The sequence below is a fragment of the Cronobacter muytjensii ATCC 51329 genome (assembly GCF_001277195.1).
GTDB classification, from domain to species: Bacteria; Pseudomonadota; Gammaproteobacteria; order Enterobacterales; family Enterobacteriaceae; genus Cronobacter; species Cronobacter muytjensii.
Genome location: NZ_CP012268.1, coordinates 136,168 through 153,633, shown reverse-complemented (window position 1 = coordinate 153,633; position 17,466 = coordinate 136,168). Strand labels below are relative to the sequence as shown.

16 protein-coding genes are annotated in these 17,466 nt (G+C 57.3%); 5 read left to right on the top strand and 11 right to left on the bottom strand.

The features are described from left to right. Positions 1-9: 9 nt before the first annotated feature. Positions 10-1,290: a conjugal transfer protein TraF gene (locus AFK63_RS00810; protein WP_038867347.1), complete on the bottom strand. Its 1,281-nt coding sequence runs from the start codon at positions 1,288-1,290 to the stop codon at positions 10-12. Between the two features lie 146 nt (positions 1,291-1,436). After that, positions 1,437-1,943: a cupin domain-containing protein gene (locus AFK63_RS00805; protein ID WP_038867345.1), complete on the bottom strand. Its 507-nt coding sequence runs from the start codon at positions 1,941-1,943 to the stop codon at positions 1,437-1,439. 108 nt (positions 1,944-2,051) lie between these two features. On the opposite strand from AFK63_RS00805, the gene zur reads away from it, so the two are divergent. Next, the gene (gene zur / locus AFK63_RS00800; protein WP_038867342.1) at positions 2,052-2,567 is read left to right on the top strand and encodes a zinc uptake transcriptional repressor Zur; all 516 of its coding nucleotides are present in this window, start codon (positions 2,052-2,054) and stop codon (positions 2,565-2,567) included. 80 nt (positions 2,568-2,647) lie between these two features. On the opposite strand, the gene AFK63_RS00795 is transcribed toward zur, so the two are convergent. The 4 genes from AFK63_RS00795 to AFK63_RS00780 form a co-directional block, all read right to left on the bottom strand. Then, positions 2,648-2,857 carry a CsbD family protein gene (locus AFK63_RS00795; RefSeq protein WP_004388591.1) on the bottom strand — a complete coding sequence of 70 codons (210 nt, stop codon included), beginning with the start codon at positions 2,855-2,857 and terminating at the stop codon, positions 2,648-2,650. 211 nt (positions 2,858-3,068) lie between these two features. Next, on the bottom strand, positions 3,069-4,376 hold the full coding sequence (dinF, locus tag AFK63_RS00790; protein ID WP_038867339.1) for an MATE family efflux transporter DinF: 1,308 nt from the start codon (positions 4,374-4,376) through the stop codon (positions 3,069-3,071). A gap of 122 nt (positions 4,377-4,498) precedes the next feature. After that, positions 4,499-5,107, bottom strand: coding sequence for a transcriptional repressor LexA (lexA, locus tag AFK63_RS00785; protein WP_038867337.1), 609 nt, complete (start codon positions 5,105-5,107; stop codon positions 4,499-4,501). Between the two features lie 108 nt (positions 5,108-5,215). Further along, on the bottom strand, positions 5,216-5,584 hold the full coding sequence (locus AFK63_RS00780) for a diacylglycerol kinase (protein ID WP_038867334.1): 369 nt from the start codon (positions 5,582-5,584) through the stop codon (positions 5,216-5,218). Positions 5,585-5,716: 132 nt separating this feature from the next. Between AFK63_RS00780 and plsB the strand changes: the two genes are divergently transcribed. Beyond that, positions 5,717-8,143, top strand: coding sequence for a glycerol-3-phosphate 1-O-acyltransferase PlsB (gene plsB, locus AFK63_RS00775; protein WP_038867332.1), 2,427 nt, complete (start codon positions 5,717-5,719; stop codon positions 8,141-8,143). A gap of 47 nt (positions 8,144-8,190) precedes the next feature. On the opposite strand, the gene ubiA is transcribed toward plsB, so the two are convergent. From ubiA to malK, 5 genes are all read right to left on the bottom strand, one after another. Next, positions 8,191-9,063, bottom strand: a complete 873-nt coding sequence (gene ubiA, locus AFK63_RS00770; protein WP_038867330.1) for a 4-hydroxybenzoate octaprenyltransferase — start codon at positions 9,061-9,063, stop codon at positions 8,191-8,193. Then, on the bottom strand, positions 9,063-9,572 hold the full coding sequence (gene ubiC / locus AFK63_RS00765) for a chorismate lyase (protein ID WP_038867328.1): 510 nt from the start codon (positions 9,570-9,572) through the stop codon (positions 9,063-9,065). Before ubiC ends, ubiA begins: the two co-directional genes overlap by 1 nt. Before the next feature lie 182 nt (positions 9,573-9,754). Next, positions 9,755-10,720, bottom strand: a complete 966-nt coding sequence (malM, locus tag AFK63_RS00760) for a maltose operon protein MalM (protein WP_174514614.1) — start codon at positions 10,718-10,720, stop codon at positions 9,755-9,757. 122 nt (positions 10,721-10,842) lie between these two features. Then, complete coding sequence (locus AFK63_RS00755; protein ID WP_007752852.1) at positions 10,843-12,132, bottom strand: maltoporin; 1,290 nt, start codon at positions 12,130-12,132, stop codon at positions 10,843-10,845. Between the two features lie 44 nt (positions 12,133-12,176). Then, a complete protein-coding gene (malK, locus tag AFK63_RS00750) occupies positions 12,177-13,286 on the bottom strand; it encodes a maltose/maltodextrin ABC transporter ATP-binding protein MalK (protein WP_007667583.1) in 1,110 nt (369 codons plus the stop codon). A gap of 369 nt (positions 13,287-13,655) precedes the next feature. Between malK and malE the strand changes: the two genes are divergently transcribed. The 3 genes from malE (at position 13,656) to malG (ending at position 17,452) form a co-directional block, all read left to right on the top strand. Next, on the top strand, positions 13,656-14,846 hold the full coding sequence (malE, locus tag AFK63_RS00745; RefSeq protein WP_038867325.1) for a maltose/maltodextrin ABC transporter substrate-binding protein MalE: 1,191 nt from the start codon (positions 13,656-13,658) through the stop codon (positions 14,844-14,846). Positions 14,847-15,008: 162 nt separating this feature from the next. After that, complete coding sequence (gene malF / locus AFK63_RS00740) at positions 15,009-16,550, top strand: maltose ABC transporter permease MalF (RefSeq protein WP_038867313.1); 1,542 nt, start codon at positions 15,009-15,011, stop codon at positions 16,548-16,550. 11 nt (positions 16,551-16,561) lie between these two features. Beyond that, positions 16,562-17,452, top strand: a complete 891-nt coding sequence (gene malG / locus AFK63_RS00735; protein WP_038867311.1) for a maltose ABC transporter permease MalG — start codon at positions 16,562-16,564, stop codon at positions 17,450-17,452. The last annotated feature ends 14 nt before the right edge of the window (positions 17,453-17,466 follow it).

The window sequence follows — 17,466 nt, the reverse complement described above, 5'->3', positions numbered from 1 at the left end:
TGCAAAGGATCAGAAGGTCAGGCTCAGCTGCGCGCCTGCGCCCCAGGTTTCGTCTTCGCCGACGATCCCGGTGAGATCGAGATGCACGCGGTTGAACGGCGCGAAACCAACACCCGCCGTAAACACATTGCTTTCGTTATCCTTCACGTCGGCACGGAAACCGCCGCGCACCGCCAGCCAGCTAAGCGGACGCACTTCAGCGCCGACGCCGACAAACTGTGAGTTCTCTTCGCTCTTAAAGCCTTTGGTTTCCGTCAGATCGCCATCGGCGCTCAGCGTCACCAGATCGTTATGCCAGGCCACACCGGCGGTTACCAGCGGCGAGATCTCATAGGTATCTTTAAAGCCATTAACCTCTTTGGTATCGATATCGCGCGAAAGCAGGTTCTGCCCGCTCAGGCCCACCGTCCAGTTTTCGCCGAAATCCGCCGCCAGGCCAGCGTCGACGTTAAAGCCGGTGTCATCATTGCGGTAGCGATCGCTGTCCCAGTCGCTGCTCTTATAGTTATAAATTGAGACCGAGTAGTTATAGAGCCAGGTTTTTTGCAGCTTCGGCGTGACGCCAACTGACACCGGCACGTCGCCCAGCTGGAACTGGCGAGCGAACGCCACGCCGTAATCGGAGACGATCGCCGCACGGCCAAACGCCGAGGAGGTCAGGCGATCGGTTATCGTGTCGGAGCCATTGATCGCCGCGTTGATTATCTGCCCGCCCGCGTAAAGATCGTCATTTTCAATGCGGCGCAGGTAGTCGATATCGCTCTGATCCACCCGGGTGCTGACGCGCGCGTGCGCATAGGCTTTCGCCACAAATGCCACCGCCAGCACGTCGTTGGGGATACTCACAGCGATACCGCCCGCCGCGCGCGCGTTGGCCGATTTGCCGCGCAGGTTTTCCAGCTCGTCGCCAAGCTCGCCCGCCGCGCCCTGGAACTGGCGCAGCGTGCCGATAGGATCGGCGGCGATATCCCCTGGCGTCAGGCTGTTCACCACATCGCGATAATAATCGACGCGATCGCTGATATGGTCGATTTCATCTTCAAGATTGTCTTTATCGGTAATTTGCGCCTGTAATGCCGGGAGAATCACAGTAATGTCATCATCCGGTTGAGAACGCGCCAGTAACGCCGGGTTAATCAGCACGCCGCTGCCGTAATCGGCTGACGCGACGCCGGTTCCGCCCATTGCATCGTTACGGGCCTGCGCCCAGGTATTTGCCGCACTCGCCTGATTTGCTATCACCATAGAAAGGGCGACGGCTGCCACTGAAGGTTTGATTATATTTTTCACAGTTTACCCGCTTATTATCAACATGAAGGACATCCTCTGCCTTTGCCAGACAGAGACGATTTCTGTTGTGAAGAACGCACTACGCCAGAGGTTGAGGCTTTGTCTCAACGGCAATTCCGGGCTCGTTTCGTGATCGCCCTCATTATTTATAGATTAGGCTTCTTAATTCGTGTAGGTAAGCCATCGTGCGGACCGAAAAATTGTGGCGGGTGATCGATCCAGCGGTCTGGCCGGGTGGCGGCATAGGCGCCGTTGAGCGGGTAATAGATGCGGTTTTCCGGTTTGTTCGCCTCGCCCACCACCAAAAGGCGTACTTCACTATCGGTATTATTAATGAAGGTGTGACAGAGGCCGGTACCAGCCGGAAAGCCGACGCTGTCACCCGGTTTTAACGGCCAGAGCTCACCGTTAAGCCAGACGTCCGGAAACCCTTCCAGCACATAAACAAACTCTTCTTCGCTACTTTCGGCGTGTGGGTAAGACGTGCGACGCCCCGGCGGCAGGCGCTCATGATGAATGCCGAGCCGCGTCAGGCCCGTCCGTTTCGCCAGCGGCGCGCCGACAGACATGCGTTCATTGCTGTCGGGATAAGCCGCGTCGTCGCTGCCCTCCACATCCTGCCAGTGACAAATACAATCAGGCCGAGCTTGCATAGACACCTCCAGATAAGTTACCTGAAAGGTATAACACAGCCGGGATGTCGGTGTTTTGGCCGGTTCATGATAAAGTGATGACTTAATCATGATTCATAGAGGATGCCGATGGATACGACGATTTCGCAGGAAGTTCTGGCGCAGGCTGAAAAGCTCTGCCAGCAACGTAATGTGCGCCTGACTCCGCAGCGCCTCGAAGTGCTGCGTTTAATGACGCTACAGCCAGGCGCCATCAGTGCTTATGATCTGCTCGATCTACTGCGCGCAACCGAACCGCAGGCGAAACCGCCGACCGTCTATCGCGCGCTCGATTTTTTGCTTGAGCAAGGTTTTGTGCATAAGGTGGAGTCCACCAACAGCTACGTGCTGTGTCATCTGTTCGACAACCCGGCGCATACTTCAGCGATGTTTATCTGTGGGCGTTGCGGCGTGGTGAAAGAAGAAGCGGCAGAAGGGGTGGAAGATATTATGCATGCGCTTGCGGCAAAAATGGGCTTTGCGCTGCGCCATAATGTTATCGAAGCACATGGTCTTTGCGCGGCCTGCGCGGAAGTGGAAGCGTGTCGCCATCAGGGGCAATGCGGGCATGACCACAGCATTACAGTGAAAAAGAAAGCGCGTTAAACCAGGCGGGTGGTACATCCTTGTACCGGTGGGCAGGGCAGCCTCAGGGAAATAATACCGTTGAGGTGGTAGCCAGCCGATTACCAGCGGTAATCGTGGCGAGATTCCCAGTCAGTCACTTCCTTGTCGGCTTCATCTTTCGCGTAACCGTAACGTTCCTGGATTTTACCTACCAGCTGGTCACGTTTCCCTTCGATGATAGTCATATCATCGTCGGTTAATTTACCCCATTGTTCTTTCACTTTACCTTTAAACTGTTTCCAGTTACCGCCAGCTTCATCTCTGTTCATAGACGTCTCCTTTAACATTCGGTAGTGAATCAGTCTCACAGGTTTTCCTGTGGGGGCTCAGCCAGAGTTGTCTTCATCATTTGCTGAACGTACTACTTATTTTAGACGTCAATTTTAACCGTGGCGGGATATTCAGAATCTTTAACCATAACGAAGCGCTGACACGGATAATCTATCGGTTGTCACGTCAGCGTTATCGTAGCGGAAAAGCTTAGTGCAGCAGGCGGCCGCGACGCCATAAATAGCCGAGCGACAGTCCGCGCAGCGCCAGAAAAACGGTGAGCGCCAGCCACAGCCCGTGGTTGCCGAGACTCGGGAGCGTCAGCAGCGTGAGGCCAAACCCCAGCGCCGCGACAGCCATACTGTTGCGCATCTCCGCCCCGCGCGTCGCGCCGATAAACATCCCGTCCAGCAGATAACACCAGACGCCGACAACAGGCAGGATCACCTGCCAGAAGAGATAGGGTTGCGCCAGCGCCTGCAGCGAAGGCAGAGAGGTTAACAGCGACACGATCTGCTGCCCCGCGATGGCGTACATCAACGCAAACGCGAGCGCCACCATTCCAGCCTGTCGGCACGCCGCGCGCCAGACGCTGTGCAGCTGCGATTTATCCTTTGCGCCAAACGCCTGCCCGGCATGGGCTTCCACTGCGTAGGCGAACCCGTCGAGCGCATAGGCAGTGAACGTGAGCAAGGTCATCAGGAGCGCGTTAACGGCAACAATATCGCTGCCGAGCCGCGCGCCGAAAACGGTAACAGACGCGAAACAGAGTTGCAGCAGCAGCGAGCGCAGCATGATATCCCGGTTCAGCGCCAGTAGCCTGCCGATGCCGCCGCGCCAGGCGGTTTTCAGCATCGCGAGCGTAATACCACGCAGGCGCAGCACACGGACTGCCATTATCAGCCCGATGCCAAGCGTCGCGTACTCTGCGATGGCGGTCGCGAGCGCTGCGCCCTGCACGTTCAGGCCAAGCCCCATCACAAACCAGAGATCGAGCGCGATATTAAGCAGGTTGCCGACGACGAGCAGAATGACTGGCGCTCTTGCGTACTGCACGCCAAGCAGCCATCCCAGCAAAACCAGGTTCGCCAGCGACGCGGGCGCGCTCAGCCAGCGAATCTCCAGAAATCGTCGTGCCTGCGTCAGCACGGCGTCGCTACCGCCTGTGATATGTAGCGCCAGAGCAATCAGCGGCTCGCGTAGCGCGATAATCAGCGTACCTGCGAGAAGCGCCAGCGCCATTGGCTGCACCAGCGCGCGGGCCAGCGCCGCCGGATCGCGCGCGCCGAACGCCTGTGCGGTAAGGCCGGTGGTGCTCATGCGCAAAAAGAGCAGCAGCATAAAGAGAAAACTGGTGGCGGTCGCGCCGACCGCGACGCCGCCCAGATAAACGGGGCTGTCGAGATGGCCGATTACCGCGGTATCCACCAGCCCGAGCAAGGGCACAGTGATATTGGAGAATATCATTGGCAGCGCGAGGCGCCAGAGGGCTTTGTCGGTAGAGGTCAGAAAAGGCATATGGCGTTCCGATGCCGTTACGCGAAGAAAACCGTGTATAAAATTAGCGGAGCAGGAGAGTCATTACCGTAACCGGGGCGGGCCAGTTACGGTAATGAAGCGTTACGAAGCCGGGAAAGCTGTCAGAGCCACTCGCCGTTGCGAATAACGCCGACCGCCAGGCCTTCGATAGAGAAGTTGTGCTCGCGCAGATCGACAACGATAGGTTTGAACTCGTTATTTTCTGGCAGCAGCTCAACGACATTGCCCTGTTTTTTCAGGCGCTTTACCGTTACTTCATCGTCAATGCGCGCCACAACGACCTGGCCGTTGCGCACATCCTGCGTTTTATGAACTGCTAACAGATCGCCGTCCATAATTCCGATATCTTTCATCGACATCCCGCTTACGCGCAGCAGGAAATCCGCATTCGGCTTAAACAGGCCCGGGTCAACCTGATAGTGGCCTTCGATATGCTGCTGCGCCAGCAGCGGCTCGCCCGCCGCGACACGCCCCACCAGCGGCAGACCGTTTTCTTCTTCCTGCAGCAGACGAATACCGCGCGACGCGCCGGAAACAATCTCAAGCACCCCTTTGCGCGCCAGCGCTTTAAGATGCTCTTCCGCCGCGTTAGGCGAACGGAAACCCAGACGTTGCGCAATCTCCGCGCGCGTAGGCGGCATGCCGGTCTGGCTGATGTGATCCCGAATGAGATCAAACACCTCTTGTTGCCTGGTAGTTAATGCTTTCATTCCGCCCCCTGGGTGCATATACAGTGATGCTGTGAGTATATACAGCTAAAGGCGATTTTAAAACCATAACCGGTTAAAAAAGCGCTTCTTTAGCAATTTCTGGAAAACTTATCGCAAATGCTGCCAGAGCAGCGTGACCCACACGACCAGCGCGAGGATAATCGACAGCAGTACCGCGGCGGACCCCATGTCCTTGGCGCGCCCCGAAAGTTCATGAAATTCAGGGCCAATGCGATCCACCACCGCTTCGATGGCGCTGTTAAGGATCTCAACGATCATCACCAGCATAACGGAGCTAATAAGGAACAAACGGGTCATCGGGTCGACGTCCAGCCAGCAAGCGATAATAATTGCTGCAATAACGGCGACCGCCTCCTGGCGAAACGCAGCTTCATTTTTCCAGGCAGCGCGCAATCCCTTCCAGGAATAGCCTGCTGCTTTAATAATTCGGGTTAACCCCGTGGTGTTATTGGCCATGACAAGAAACCTTTTTTAAATTCAGGCGTCAATGCTAATGCGCTTCGATAAAGAAGCACCACAGAAATTCTACGGAGTTTCTGATATTCTTGCGCCGCAATTGCATTATTAACCAGAGGCTTTACATCGTTTATGTCCGGTTGGCCACGAATTTACTACAAATTACTTAATTTACCATTAAGCGTGCTGGTAAAAAGCAAGTCCATCCCGGCGGCACCCTGCCCCGAACTTGGGCTCGATACTTCACGCCCCATCATGTATGTGCTGCCGTATAACTCGAAGGCGGATCTCCTGACGCTGCGTGCCCAGTGCCTGGCGCACGATCTGCCAGATCCTCTGGAGCCGCTGGTTATCGACGGCACTGAACTGCCGCGCTATGTGTTTATCCACGGCGGCCCCCGCGTGTTCACTTATTACACGCCGAAAGAAGAGTCGATCAAGCTGTTCCACAACTATCTCGACCTGCACCGCAACAACCCGGATCTCGACGTTCAGATGGTGCCGGTCTCTGTGATGTTTGGCCGTGCGCCGGGCCGTGAAAAAGGCGTGGAAAACCCGCCGCTGCGCATGCTGAACGGCATCCAGAAATTCTTCGCGGTCTCCTGGCTTGGTCGCGACAGCTTTGTCCGTTTCTCGCCGCCCGTGTCGCTGCGTCGCATGGCGACGGAGCACGGCACCGACAAACGTATCGCCCAGAAGCTGGCCCGCGTGGCGCGTATGCATTTCGCTCGCCAGCGCCTCGCCGCCGTCGGCCCACGCCTGCCGGCGCGCCAGGATCTCTTTAACAAGCTGCTCTCTTCAAAAGCCATCGCCCGCGCGGTGGAAGATGAAGCGCGTACTAAAAAAATCTCGCATGAGAAAGCCCAGCAGAATGCCGTCGCGTTGATGGAAGAGATTGCCGCGGACTTCTCCTACGAAGCCATTCGTATTACCGATCGCGTCCTGGGCTTTACCTGGAACCGTCTGTATCAGGGTATCAACGTCCATAACGCCGAGCGCGTGCGTCAGCTGGCGCATGATGGTCACGAGATTGTTTATGTGCCCTGCCACCGCAGCCACATGGATTATCTGCTGCTCTCTTATGTGCTTTATCACCAGGGGCTGGTGCCGCCGCACATCGCTGCGGGCATCAACCTGAATTTCTGGCCAGCCGGGCCGATTTTCCGCCGGCTGGGCGCTTTCTTTATTCGCCGCACCTTTAAAGGCAACAAGCTCTATTCGACGGTGTTTCGTGAATATCTGGGCGAGCTTTTCAGCCGCGGCTATTCGGTAGAGTATTTTGTGGAGGGCGGACGTTCGCGCACCGGCCGTCTGCTTGACCCGAAAACCGGCACGCTCTCCATGACTATCCAGGCGATGCTGCGCGGCGGCACGCGTCCAATTACGCTGGTGCCGATTTATATCGGCTATGAACACGTGATGGAAGTGGGCACTTACGCCAAAGAGTTGCGTGGCGCCACCAAAGAAAAAGAGAGCCTGCTGCAGATGCTGCGCGGCCTGAGCAAGCTGCGTAATTTAGGCCAGGGTTACGTGAATTTCGGCGAACCGCTGCCGCTTATCACCTTCCTTAACCAGCATGTGCCGGAGTGGCGCGACGCCATCGACCCGATCGAAGCGGTGCGTCCGGCCTGGCTGACGCCGACAGTGAATGAAATTGCCGCCCAACTGATGGTGCGCATCAACAACGCAGGCGCAGCTAACGCCATGAACCTTTGCTGCACCGCGCTGCTGGCGTCGCGTCAGCGCTCGTTAACCCGCGAGCAACTGACCGAACAGCTGGAGTGCTATCTGAGCCTGCTGCGCAACGTGCCGTACGCGCCAGACGCCACGGTGCCGGACGCCACGGCGACGCAGCTCATCGAGCACGCTCTGCAGATGAACAAGTTCGAGGTCGAGAAAGACACTATCGGCGATATCATCATCCTGCCGCGCGAGCAGGCGGTGCTGATGACTTATTATCGCAATAACATCATGCACATGCTGGTGCTGCCTTCGCTTATCGCCGCCATCGTGACGCAGCACCGCCGTGTCAGCCGCGAGGCAGTTCAACAGCAGGTTGAACTGCTGTTCCCTATGCTCAAGGCAGAGCTGTTCCTGCGCTGGGAAAAAGAAGAAGTGGCGGCGGTTGTCGATGCGCTGATTAACGAAATGGCGCAGCAGGGGCTTATCCTGGCCGACGATGTCTGGTTACAGGTTAACCCGGCGCGCTCCCGCACGTTGCAGTTGCTGGCGGCGGGCGTTCGCGAAACGCTGCAACGCTACGCGATCACCTTCTGGCTGCTGAGCGCCAATCCGTCTATCAACCGCGGCACGCTGGAAAAAGAGAGTCGTACCGTGGCGCAGCGTCTCTCCGTGCTGCACGGCATCAACGCGCCGGAATTCTTCGACAAAGCGGTATTCTCAACGCTGGTGCTGACGCTTCGTGACGAAGGTTATATCAGCGATACCGGGGATGCCGAACCCGCAGAGACCATGAAGGTATACCAGATGCTGGCGGAGCTGATGACGTCTGACGTCAGGTTGACTATCGAGAGTGCGGCCGCACTAGCGGGCGAGTGATACGTTCTGGCAAATGAGAGCAAAAAGGCGGGGAAACCCGCCTTTTTTTAAAACTTTAAATAACTTAGCGCCAGGCCGATAAACACCAACAGCCCCACATAGTTATTATTTAAAAACGCGCGGAAGCAGGCGTCCCGATCGCGGTCAGCGATGATTTTCTGCTGCCAGATAAACAGCGCGCCCGCGCCCGCCAGCCCGGCATAAAAAAACGCGCCCAGGCCGTTCAGCCAGCCGACGGCACCCAGTAGCGCCAGCACGGCAACCTGCAAAAGCCCGATAATCAGTTTATCGTGACGCCCAAAGAGGATGGCCGTTGATTTCACGCCGATTTTCACATCGTCGTCGCGATCGACCATCGCATATTCCGTATCGTACGCCACCGCCCAACAGATATTGGCGAAAAACATCAGCCAGCAGCTTAACGGCAGCGACTCGCTTACCGCGCAAAACGCCATTGGAATCGACCAGCCAAACGCCGCGCCCAGCACCACCTGAGGCAGGTGCGTATAGCGCTTCATAAACGGGTACATCCAGGCCAGCGCCAGCGCCGCAACCGAGAGCAGAATGGTTTTCACATTCAGCGTCAGTACCAGCAGAAATGACAGCAGTACAAGGATCACGAACAGGTTGCGCGCCTCTTTCTCCGTCACCGCGCCGCTCGGTAAAGGCCGGTGCGCCGTGCGCTTCACATGACCATCGAATTTACGGTCAGCATAATCGTTGACGACGCAGCCTGCCGCGCGCATCAGCCAGACACCCGCGACAAATACCGCGAGGATCCACAGCGGCGGTACGCCGGGGGCCGCCACCCAGAGCGCCCACAGCGTCGGCCAGAGCAGCAGTAACGCGCCGATCGGCTTATCGGTGCGCATCAGGCGGTGATAGGCGAGCAGCTTATCCTGCGTCAGGCTCCACTCCATTATTTTTCCTCTCCGTACAAGGGTGATGCGGGTAAAAACAGTTCGGTCAACAGCAGCGGCTTGCCGGATAACCGTAGCAGGGAGCGCCGCCCCCAGAGCCCGTCGCTGCGGCCTGGCTGGATAAAGTCACGCGTCAGGGTGGATGACGTAAAGAGATAGCGACCCAGCGGCGTGGTGCCAAGCTGCTGCAACGCCAGTTCCGGCCCACACAGTGTAGACTCCGGCACCAGCGTGCGCCCGACCAGCCACGGTACGCCGTCGCCGCACAGCAGGATTTCCCGCAGCCAGTAGCGCGGCTCATGAGGTAAAAACTCGCCGTCTTCCGCGAGCGCCTCAGGGCCGACAAATCCTTCAAACAGCATCTCCACCGTCACCCGCTCACAAAAGCCTTCAAAGCGGCGGGTCATGGAGTCTTCCAGCATCAGCCAGTCCAGCAGGGCGCTATCAAGCGTGCTGGTATCGTCAAAAAAGGACAACGCGCGCAGTTGTCTCAGCGCGGGATGGGACATGCGTGACTCTCCGGGGCCAAAAGTGCACGTATTGTAACGCAGAACCAGCAAAACGGGGGCGGGGAAACAAGGAGTACGAACAAAAGCGCAACATGGGTGCAACAGAACGGCATGCTGCGTCGGGAAAAAAGGTGCGCGAACGCGCACCAGGTGTTGCAAACATCAGCAGCGCGGGGCGACTGTCACCCCTTGCCTTTTACGCTACTGATAAAAGTCTGGCGAGCCGTGGTAGAGCCCAGGCGCTCGGCTTCATTCAGCAGTTTCAGGGCCTTATCGACATCCCCTTTGGCGACCGCCTGTTTAATGGCGCGGTTGAAATACGCCTCGGTGTCATTCAGTACCGGCTCGCTCTTCGCCACAGGCGCGGGCGCGGCACCCGGTGCCGGAGCCGGAGCGGCAGGCGCTGGCGCTGGCGCTGGTGCGCTATAAGCGGAGGCAGGCGCTGCAGTATTGCCTACCGTGACAGGCGACGGGCCGGAGGAGCCAAACAGCGGGCCGACCAATACGCTGGATGCGGAGTTAGTGCTTACTTTCAGTTTAAGTCTTCCGTCAGGCGTATGACGAGCCACCGGATCGGCGATATCCGGCACGGCGTTACCTACCCCTTTGGCATAGGCTTTCGCCGGGTTGGTCATGGTCGTGGTCTTTTGCAGATCCTGCGGCGTGGTGAAGACCAACAGGTACAGCTTCTGCTGCCCGAGCGCTGGCGTCAGCTTAAGGACACCTTCCAGGCGGTCTTCGGAAACCACGCCCGGCTCCTGATAGGTGAAGTAGCTGCTCGGGAAGTACGCGGCAGGCGTTAAGTTCTGATCCAGCACCAGCACGTTGGGCGCGTAAATGCCGGTCTGTTTGTTCGCAAGGCTGGTGAGCGTGATGGTCAGCTCGCCGATGTTCGCCGGCACGCTGTACGCCGCGACTTTGCCGGTAATGCCCGGCACGTTGAGGGTCTGGCCGGTGGCGGCGAGATCGGTCGTCTGGGTTTGCGACTGCGCGACAGGCGTCCAGGTCAGGCGCTGTAACTCACCGGCCGGGATAGCGGGCGCAGCGGAGGTGTTTTGCGGCACGATATTCACATCAGCAAAGCTGACGGCAGGCGCGCCCGCGAGCAGCGCTGTGCTTAAGCATAATGCGACGAGACGTTTTTTCATTTTTATGACCTCGAATAGAAAGGGAAACGGTAGCCAGGCAATAGCGCGTTTCCCGAAAATCGGTACTTTCAATGAAGGGTCAGAGGGGCTTTCGCCCCCCTTGTTACTACGATAACGCGTGATTACCACCAGATTTCCATCTGGGCGCCGAAGCTCCACTCATCGCTGTCGCCGCGGCTAAAGGTTTTGGCGGAAGTGTCGCTATATGCCACACCGTTGTCATAACCCCATTTTTCATCCCACTTGGCGTAGGTCGCGAAGACACGGATAGCCGGGCGAGACCAGATGCTGTCGCCAGCCTGCCACTGTTGCGCCAGGGTGATTTTGTACTGGTCGTTGGTGTCGTCGGTACGCTGAGACTTCACGTTGTCGTAACCAACTTCCAGCAAGGTGCTCATGATAGGCGTCCATTTGAACATCGGACGAATACCCACGGTCCACCAGGTGTTGCCGTTATTGTTGTCACGGTCAATGTCCTGATACATCGCGACATACATCATGTCCCAGCGATCGCCCATGGAAATTGAACCATGGTCAAGGATACGAATCATGCTGCCATCGTTATCGATGCTGCCGCCTTCGTTACGACCTTTACCCTGGGAGGTCATGGAATCCGTCGCATACTGAACAACGAATTTGTTAAAGCCAGTACCGATGGTTTGTGTGTGTTCACCAGTGAACATCCAGCCATCTTTGGAAGCGCCTGGTTGCAGATAATAGTCGTCACCAACGTTTGTGCGTCCATAGTCGACGCCCAGCTCGAGTGCGCCGCCTGGGTTGGTTTCAATACCCGCCCAGCGAACATCAAACGTATCGTTCGGAACTTTGTTTTCCCAGGTCTGACCGGTTGCCGGGTTTACACCGTCGTTATAGATAGACGAACCGCCGCTTTCAGTGTTACGGGTTGCCGCTAAAGAAAGCTTACCGACACCTACATCAATATTTTCAAGACCTGCGCCCGGGCCAGAGATATCCCAGTAGTAGAAGTCGATCATGTGAACATCATGACGCTGGTAGAAGCGCTTACCTGCCCAGATATTGGCGCCCGGCAGAGCATCAATCAGGTTTTTACCTACCACGTTAAATTCACGAATCGCAGGCGTATTGGTGTTCTCAAAATCGCCTTCCTGATCAGAGCCATAGCCGATATTGCTGTCAAAATAGAAGCTCTTATCGCCTTCTTTCCATACTTCCTGTCCTAATTTAATTTCCGCGTAGGTATCACATTCGTTACCCAGACGGTATTTAGAACCTGAACCTGTTGCCTGAAAACATTTCTGAGTGCCGCCACTACCGGTCCAGCCAATGCCTGAACGGGCATAACCTTTGAAGTCCACCGCAGAGGCCTGCGCGGCGAAGATACCCGCCATGACGGCCACAGCCAGAGGGAGTTTACGCAGAGTTATCATCATTCTATCTCCTGAGATCTTTTGCTTTTCTTTGTAATCGGGGGCGCTTAAACGCCCGGCTCTTTATGCAACCGACGACAGGCGGTGCCATCTTCCCGAAAAAGATGGCAACGCTCCGGCGGCAAGCCGATAGCGAATGTGGCGCCCTCTTCTACCAGCACGACGTCATTCTGGCGGTAGACCAGGTTCTGACGCAGAGCAGGGATTTGGATGTGAATCTGAGTTTCATGACCTAACTGCTCGACCACCTGCACTTCGCCTTCGAGGGTAACGTCGGCGATATCGCTCGGCAGGAGGTGTTCCGGACGGATGCCAAGAGACATATTGGCGCCCACCTGAACCTGGGCACTCTCTACCGGCAGCCAGACCAGCTGGCGGTTCGGCAGCTCCACCTGCACCTGATCGATGGCGGTGGCGGTGACTTTCACTGGCAGGAAGTTCATCTTCGGCGAGCCGATAAAGCCCGCGACGAAGCGATCTGCCGGGTAGTGATAAAGTTCCAGCGGCTTGCCCACCTGGGCGACGCGGCCTGCGTCCAGCACCACGATTTTATCGGCAAGCGTCATCGCTTCGACCTGATCGTGGGTGACGTAAATCATGGTGCGCTTAAGGCGCTTATGAAGACGGGAGATCTCGATACGCATCTGCACGCGCAGCGCGGCGTCGAGGTTAGACAGCGGCTCATCAAGCAGAAATACTGACGGCTCCGCCACAAGCGTACGGCCAATCGCCACGCGCTGACGCTGCCCGCCTGAGAGGGCTTTCGGACGGCGATCCAGCAGGTGCGCCAGCTGCAACACTTCCGCCACCTGCGTGACGCGCTGGTTGATAGCCTCTTTGCGGGCGCCCGCCAGCTTCAGGCCAAAGGACATGTTTTCGGCGACCGACAGGTGCGGATAGAGCGCGTAAGACTGAAACACCATCCCCACGCCGCGCTCGGCGGGCGGCACGTCGTTCATACGCTTGCCGCCGATATGCAAATCGCCGCTGGTGATGGTCTCAAGCCCGGCAATCATACGCAGCAGCGTCGATTTACCGCAGCCCGACGGCCCGACAAACACCACAAACTCGCCTTCGGTAATGTCGAGATTGATATCCTTCGACACCACCACCTCGCCCCAGGCTTTTGTTACGTTGCGAAGCTGAACGCCTGCCATTCCCTTCTCCCTTGTCTACTTCACCCGCCTCTCGCGGGAAAACCACGTTGACGGCACTATGCGCCCTGCGCGAGGCCGGGCCATCCTCCACCCCCGCCTTTTTTATGGGGGAGGAGACGGGAGGATGAGGGGCTGGCGGCTGTCCCGCCGTCAGGCGGCCCGTGGCGATTTTCGTGATGCGGACGGCAAAAAACGCAGCGGTTTTCTGTGCGCCAGGCCACAGAAATTCCACTTATGTAACCCAGATCACATTACGAAGCGGTGGGGCGTAGAGAAAAGGAGGATGAGAAGCGCTTGTCAGATGCCCAGACTGGTACAGGTAAAGCCAATACGTGTATCCACGCGCAAACCACTAAAAGGATAGGAGTTATGAAAATTAAAAGCGGCGTACGCCTCCTCGCCCTCTCCGCGCTGACGACGGCGCTCTTTTCTGCCTCTGCTCTGGCCAAAATCGAAGAAGGTAAGCTGGTTATCTGGATCAACGGCGATAAAGGCTATAACGGCCTGGCCGAAGTAGGTAAAAAGTTTGAACAGGACACCGGCATTAAAGTCACCGTTGAACATCCGGACAAGCTGGAAGAGAAGTACCCGCAGGTGGCCGCGACGGGCGACGGCCCGGATATTATCTTCTGGGCTCATGACCGTTTTGGTGGTTACGCGCAGTCTGGCCTGCTGGCGGAAGTCACGCCGGAGAAAGCCTTCCAGGACAAACTCTATCCTTTCACCTGGGACGCGGTGCGCTTTAACGGCAAAATTATCGCCTACCCGGTGGCCGTGGAATCCCTCTCGCTGATTTACAACAAAGACCTGGTGCCGAACCCGCCGAAGACCTGGGAAGAGATCCCGAAACTGGATAAAGAGCTGAAGGCGAAAGGCAAAAGCGCGCTGATGTTCAACCTCCAGGAACCGTACTTCACATGGCCAATTATCGCCGCTGATGGCGGTTACGCCTTTAAATTTGAAAACGGCAAATATGACGTGAAAAACGTCGGCGTAGACAGCGCGGGCGCGAAAGCAGGCCTCGGCTTCCTGGTTGACCTTATCAAAAACAAACACATGAACGCCGACACCGATTACTCCATCGCGGAAGGGGCATTTAACAAAGGCGACACCGCCATGACCATTAACGGTCCGTGGGCATGGGCAAACATCGACAAGAGCAAGGTGAATTACGGCGTAGCGCCGCTGCCGACCTTCAAAGGCAAACCGTCTAAACCGTTCGTGGGCGTGCTGAGTGCGGGTATCAACGCCGCCAGCCCGAACAAAGAGCTGGCGAAAGAGTTCCTGGAAAACTACCTGCTGACCGATCAGGGTCTGGAAGCGGTCAATAAAGACAAACCGCTGGGCGCCGTCGCGCTTAAATCCTACCAGGAGAAACTGGAGAAAGATCCGCGTATCGCCGCGACAATGGCGAACGCGAAAACCGGTGAAATTATGCCGAACGTGCCGCAGATGTCCGCGTTCTGGTACGCCGTACGTACTGCGGTGATCAACGCCGTTACCGGTCGCCAGACCGTTGACGAAGCGCTGAAAGACGCGCAGGGCCGTATCGCCAAATAATCGGTAGTGGATAACGGCGGGTAGCGCTTTGTTTACCCGCCCGACAACACCCTTCACAGACAGGTACGGTGGGTAAGCAAAGCGCCACCCACCACGTCATGTAACGCGTTATATCGTGGCACGGCCACAACTATGTTTTCACCGTTGTTGAGGAAGATCCCCATGGATGTCATTAAAAAGAAACACTGGTGGCAAAGCGACGCGCTGAAATGGTCGGCGACAGGTCTGCTGGGCTTACTGGTGGGTTACCTTGTCGTTTTAATGTACGCACAGGGGGAGTACCTGTTCGCCATCATGACGCTGATTTTAAGCTCGGTTGGCCTCTATATTTTCGCCAATCGCCGCGCCTACGCGTGGCGTTATGTCTATCCGGGCCTTGCGGGCATGGGCCTGTTCGTGCTCTTTCCGCTCGCCTGCACCATCGCCATCGCCTTTACCAACTACAGCAGCACTAACCAGCTCACCCAGGAGCGCGCGCGTCAGGTGCTGATGGACCGTAAATATCAGGCGGGCGAGAGCTATACCTTCGGCCTGTATCCTGTCGGTGAGCAGTGGCGTCTGGCGCTGACCGACGCCGGCGACAAATACTTTGTCTCTGAACCGTTTAAATTTGGCGGCGAGCAGAAACTGAAACTTGCCGCCGCGCCAGCCCTGCCGGAAGGCGAGCGCGCGACGCTGCGCGTCATCACCCAGAACCGTCAGGCGCTGAATCAGATAACCGCAGAACTGCCGGATGCCAGCCAGCTTGTCATGAGCTCGCTGCGCCAGTTCTCCGGTACGCGTCCGCTCTACACGCTCGCCGATGACGGCACGCTTACGAATAATCAGAGCGGCGTGAAATATCGCCCGAATAACGACATCGGCTTTTATCAGGCCATCACTGCCGACGGCCAGTGGGGTGATGAAAAACTCAGCCCCGGTTACACCGTTTCCATCGGCTGGGACAACTTTTTACGCGTTTTCGCCGATGATGGCATCCAGAAACCCTTTATGGCCATCTTCGTCTGGACCGTCGTCTTCTCGGTGCTGACCGTCGTGCTGACCGTCGCGGTCGGCATGGTGCTGGCGTGTCTTGTCCAGTGGGAGTCGCTCAAGGGCAAAGCCATCTATCGCGTGCTGCTGATCCTGCCTTACGCGGTGCCCTCGTTTATCTCGATCCTGATTTTCAAAGGGTTGTTCAACCAGAGTTTCGGTGAGATCAACATGATGCTGAGCGCGCTGTTCGGCATCAAACCGGCCTGGTTTACCGACCCGACCACCGCGCGCGCCATGATAATCATCGTCAACACCTGGCTTGGCTATCCGTACATGATGATCCTTTGCATGGGGCTTTTGAAGGCGATTCCGGACGATCTCTATGAGGCCTCGGCGATGGACGGCGCAGGCCCGTTCCAGAACTTCTTCAAAATTACGTTCCCGCTGCTCATCAAGCCGCTGACGCCGCTGATGATCGCAAGCTTCGCGTTTAACTTTAATAACTTCGTGCTGATCCTGCTCTTGACCAACGGCGGCCCCGACCGTATCGGCACCACAACGCCTGCGGGCTACACCGACCTGCTGGTGAGCTACACCTGGCGTATCGCCTTTGAAGGCGGCGGCGGACAGGACTTCGGCCTCGCAGCGGCAATTGCCACGCTGATTTTCCTGCTGGTCGGCGCGCTGGCGGTGGTGAACCTCAAAGCCACGCGCATTAAGTTTGATTAAGGAGACTTCACATGGCTATGGTTCAACCGAAATCGCAAAAGCTGCGCCTGCTGGCTACGCATCTGCTGCTGCTGGCGTTTATCGCCGCCATTATGTTTCCGTTGTTGATGGTCGTCGCGATTTCGCTGCGCCCCGGCAACTTTGCCACCGGTAGCCTTATTCCGGATCAGATCTCCTGGGAACACTGGCGCCTCGCGCTCGGGTTTAGCGTGGAACACGCCGACGGACGCGTAACGCCGCCCCCGTTCCCGGTCCTGTTATGGCTGTGGAACTCGGTGAAGATCGCCGCGATTACCGCAGCAGGCATCGTGGCGCTCTCCACCACCTGCGCCTACGCCTTCGCCCGTATGCGTTTCCCGGGTAAAGGCGCGCTGCTGAAAGGCATGTTGATTTTCCAGATGTTCCCGGCGGTGCTGTCGCTGGTAGCGCTCTACGCGCTGTTTGACCGTCTCGGCCAGTACATTCCGTTTATCGGCCTTAATACCCACGGCGGCGTTATCTTCGCTTATCTGGGCGGCATCGCGCTGCATGTCTGGACGATCAAAGGCTATTTCGAAACCATCGACGGCTCGCTGGAAGAAGCCGCGGCGCTTGACGGCGCGACGCCGTGGCAGGCGTTCCGGCTGGTGCTGCTGCCGCTCTCGGTGCCGATTCTGGCGGTGGTGTTTATTCTGTCGTTTATCGGCGCGATTACCGAAGTGCCGGTCGCCTCGCTGCTGCTGCGCGATGTGGACAGCTACACCCTGGCGGTGGGCATGCAGCAATATCTCAACCCGCAAAACTACCTGTGGGGAGATTTCGCGGCGGCGGCCGTGCTCTCGGCCATCCCGATTACCGTGGTCTTCCTGCTGGCGCAGCGCTGGCTGGTGAGCGGCCTGACGGCGGGCGGCGTGAAAGGCTAACCCTCTTCATCGTT

Bases quoted from the DNA above. Each gene is read 5' to 3' on its own strand.
- ubiA (WP_038867330.1), bottom strand. From the start codon at position 9,063: ATGGAGTGGAGCCTGACGCAGGATAAGCTGCTCGCCTATCACCGCCTG.
- AFK63_RS00795 (WP_004388591.1), bottom strand. From the start codon at position 2,857: ATGAACAGAGATGAAGCTGGCGGTAACTGGAAACAGTTTAAAGGTAAA.
- plsB (WP_038867332.1), top strand. From the start codon at position 5,717: ATGTCCGGTTGGCCACGAATTTACTACAAATTACTTAATTTACCATTA.
- malG (WP_038867311.1), top strand. From the start codon at position 16,562: ATGGCTATGGTTCAACCGAAATCGCAAAAGCTGCGCCTGCTGGCTACG.
- malE (WP_038867325.1), top strand. From the start codon at position 13,656: ATGAAAATTAAAAGCGGCGTACGCCTCCTCGCCCTCTCCGCGCTGACG.
- AFK63_RS00780 (WP_038867334.1), bottom strand. From the start codon at position 5,584: ATGGCCAATAACACCACGGGGTTAACCCGAATTATTAAAGCAGCAGGC.
- zur (WP_038867342.1), top strand. From the start codon at position 2,052: ATGGATACGACGATTTCGCAGGAAGTTCTGGCGCAGGCTGAAAAGCTC.
- AFK63_RS00805 (WP_038867345.1), bottom strand. From the start codon at position 1,943: ATGCAAGCTCGGCCTGATTGTATTTGTCACTGGCAGGATGTGGAGGGC.
- malF (WP_038867313.1), top strand. From the start codon at position 15,009: ATGGATGTCATTAAAAAGAAACACTGGTGGCAAAGCGACGCGCTGAAA.
- malM (WP_174514614.1), bottom strand. From the start codon at position 10,720: ATGAAAAAACGTCTCGTCGCATTATGCTTAAGCACAGCGCTGCTCGCG.
- lexA (WP_038867337.1), bottom strand. From the start codon at position 5,107: ATGAAAGCATTAACTACCAGGCAACAAGAGGTGTTTGATCTCATTCGG.
- dinF (WP_038867339.1), bottom strand. From the start codon at position 4,376: ATGCCTTTTCTGACCTCTACCGACAAAGCCCTCTGGCGCCTCGCGCTG.
- malK (WP_007667583.1), bottom strand. From the start codon at position 13,286: ATGGCAGGCGTTCAGCTTCGCAACGTAACAAAAGCCTGGGGCGAGGTG.
- AFK63_RS00755 (WP_007752852.1), bottom strand. From the start codon at position 12,132: ATGATGATAACTCTGCGTAAACTCCCTCTGGCTGTGGCCGTCATGGCG.
- ubiC (WP_038867328.1), bottom strand. From the start codon at position 9,572: ATGTCCCATCCCGCGCTGAGACAACTGCGCGCGTTGTCCTTTTTTGAC.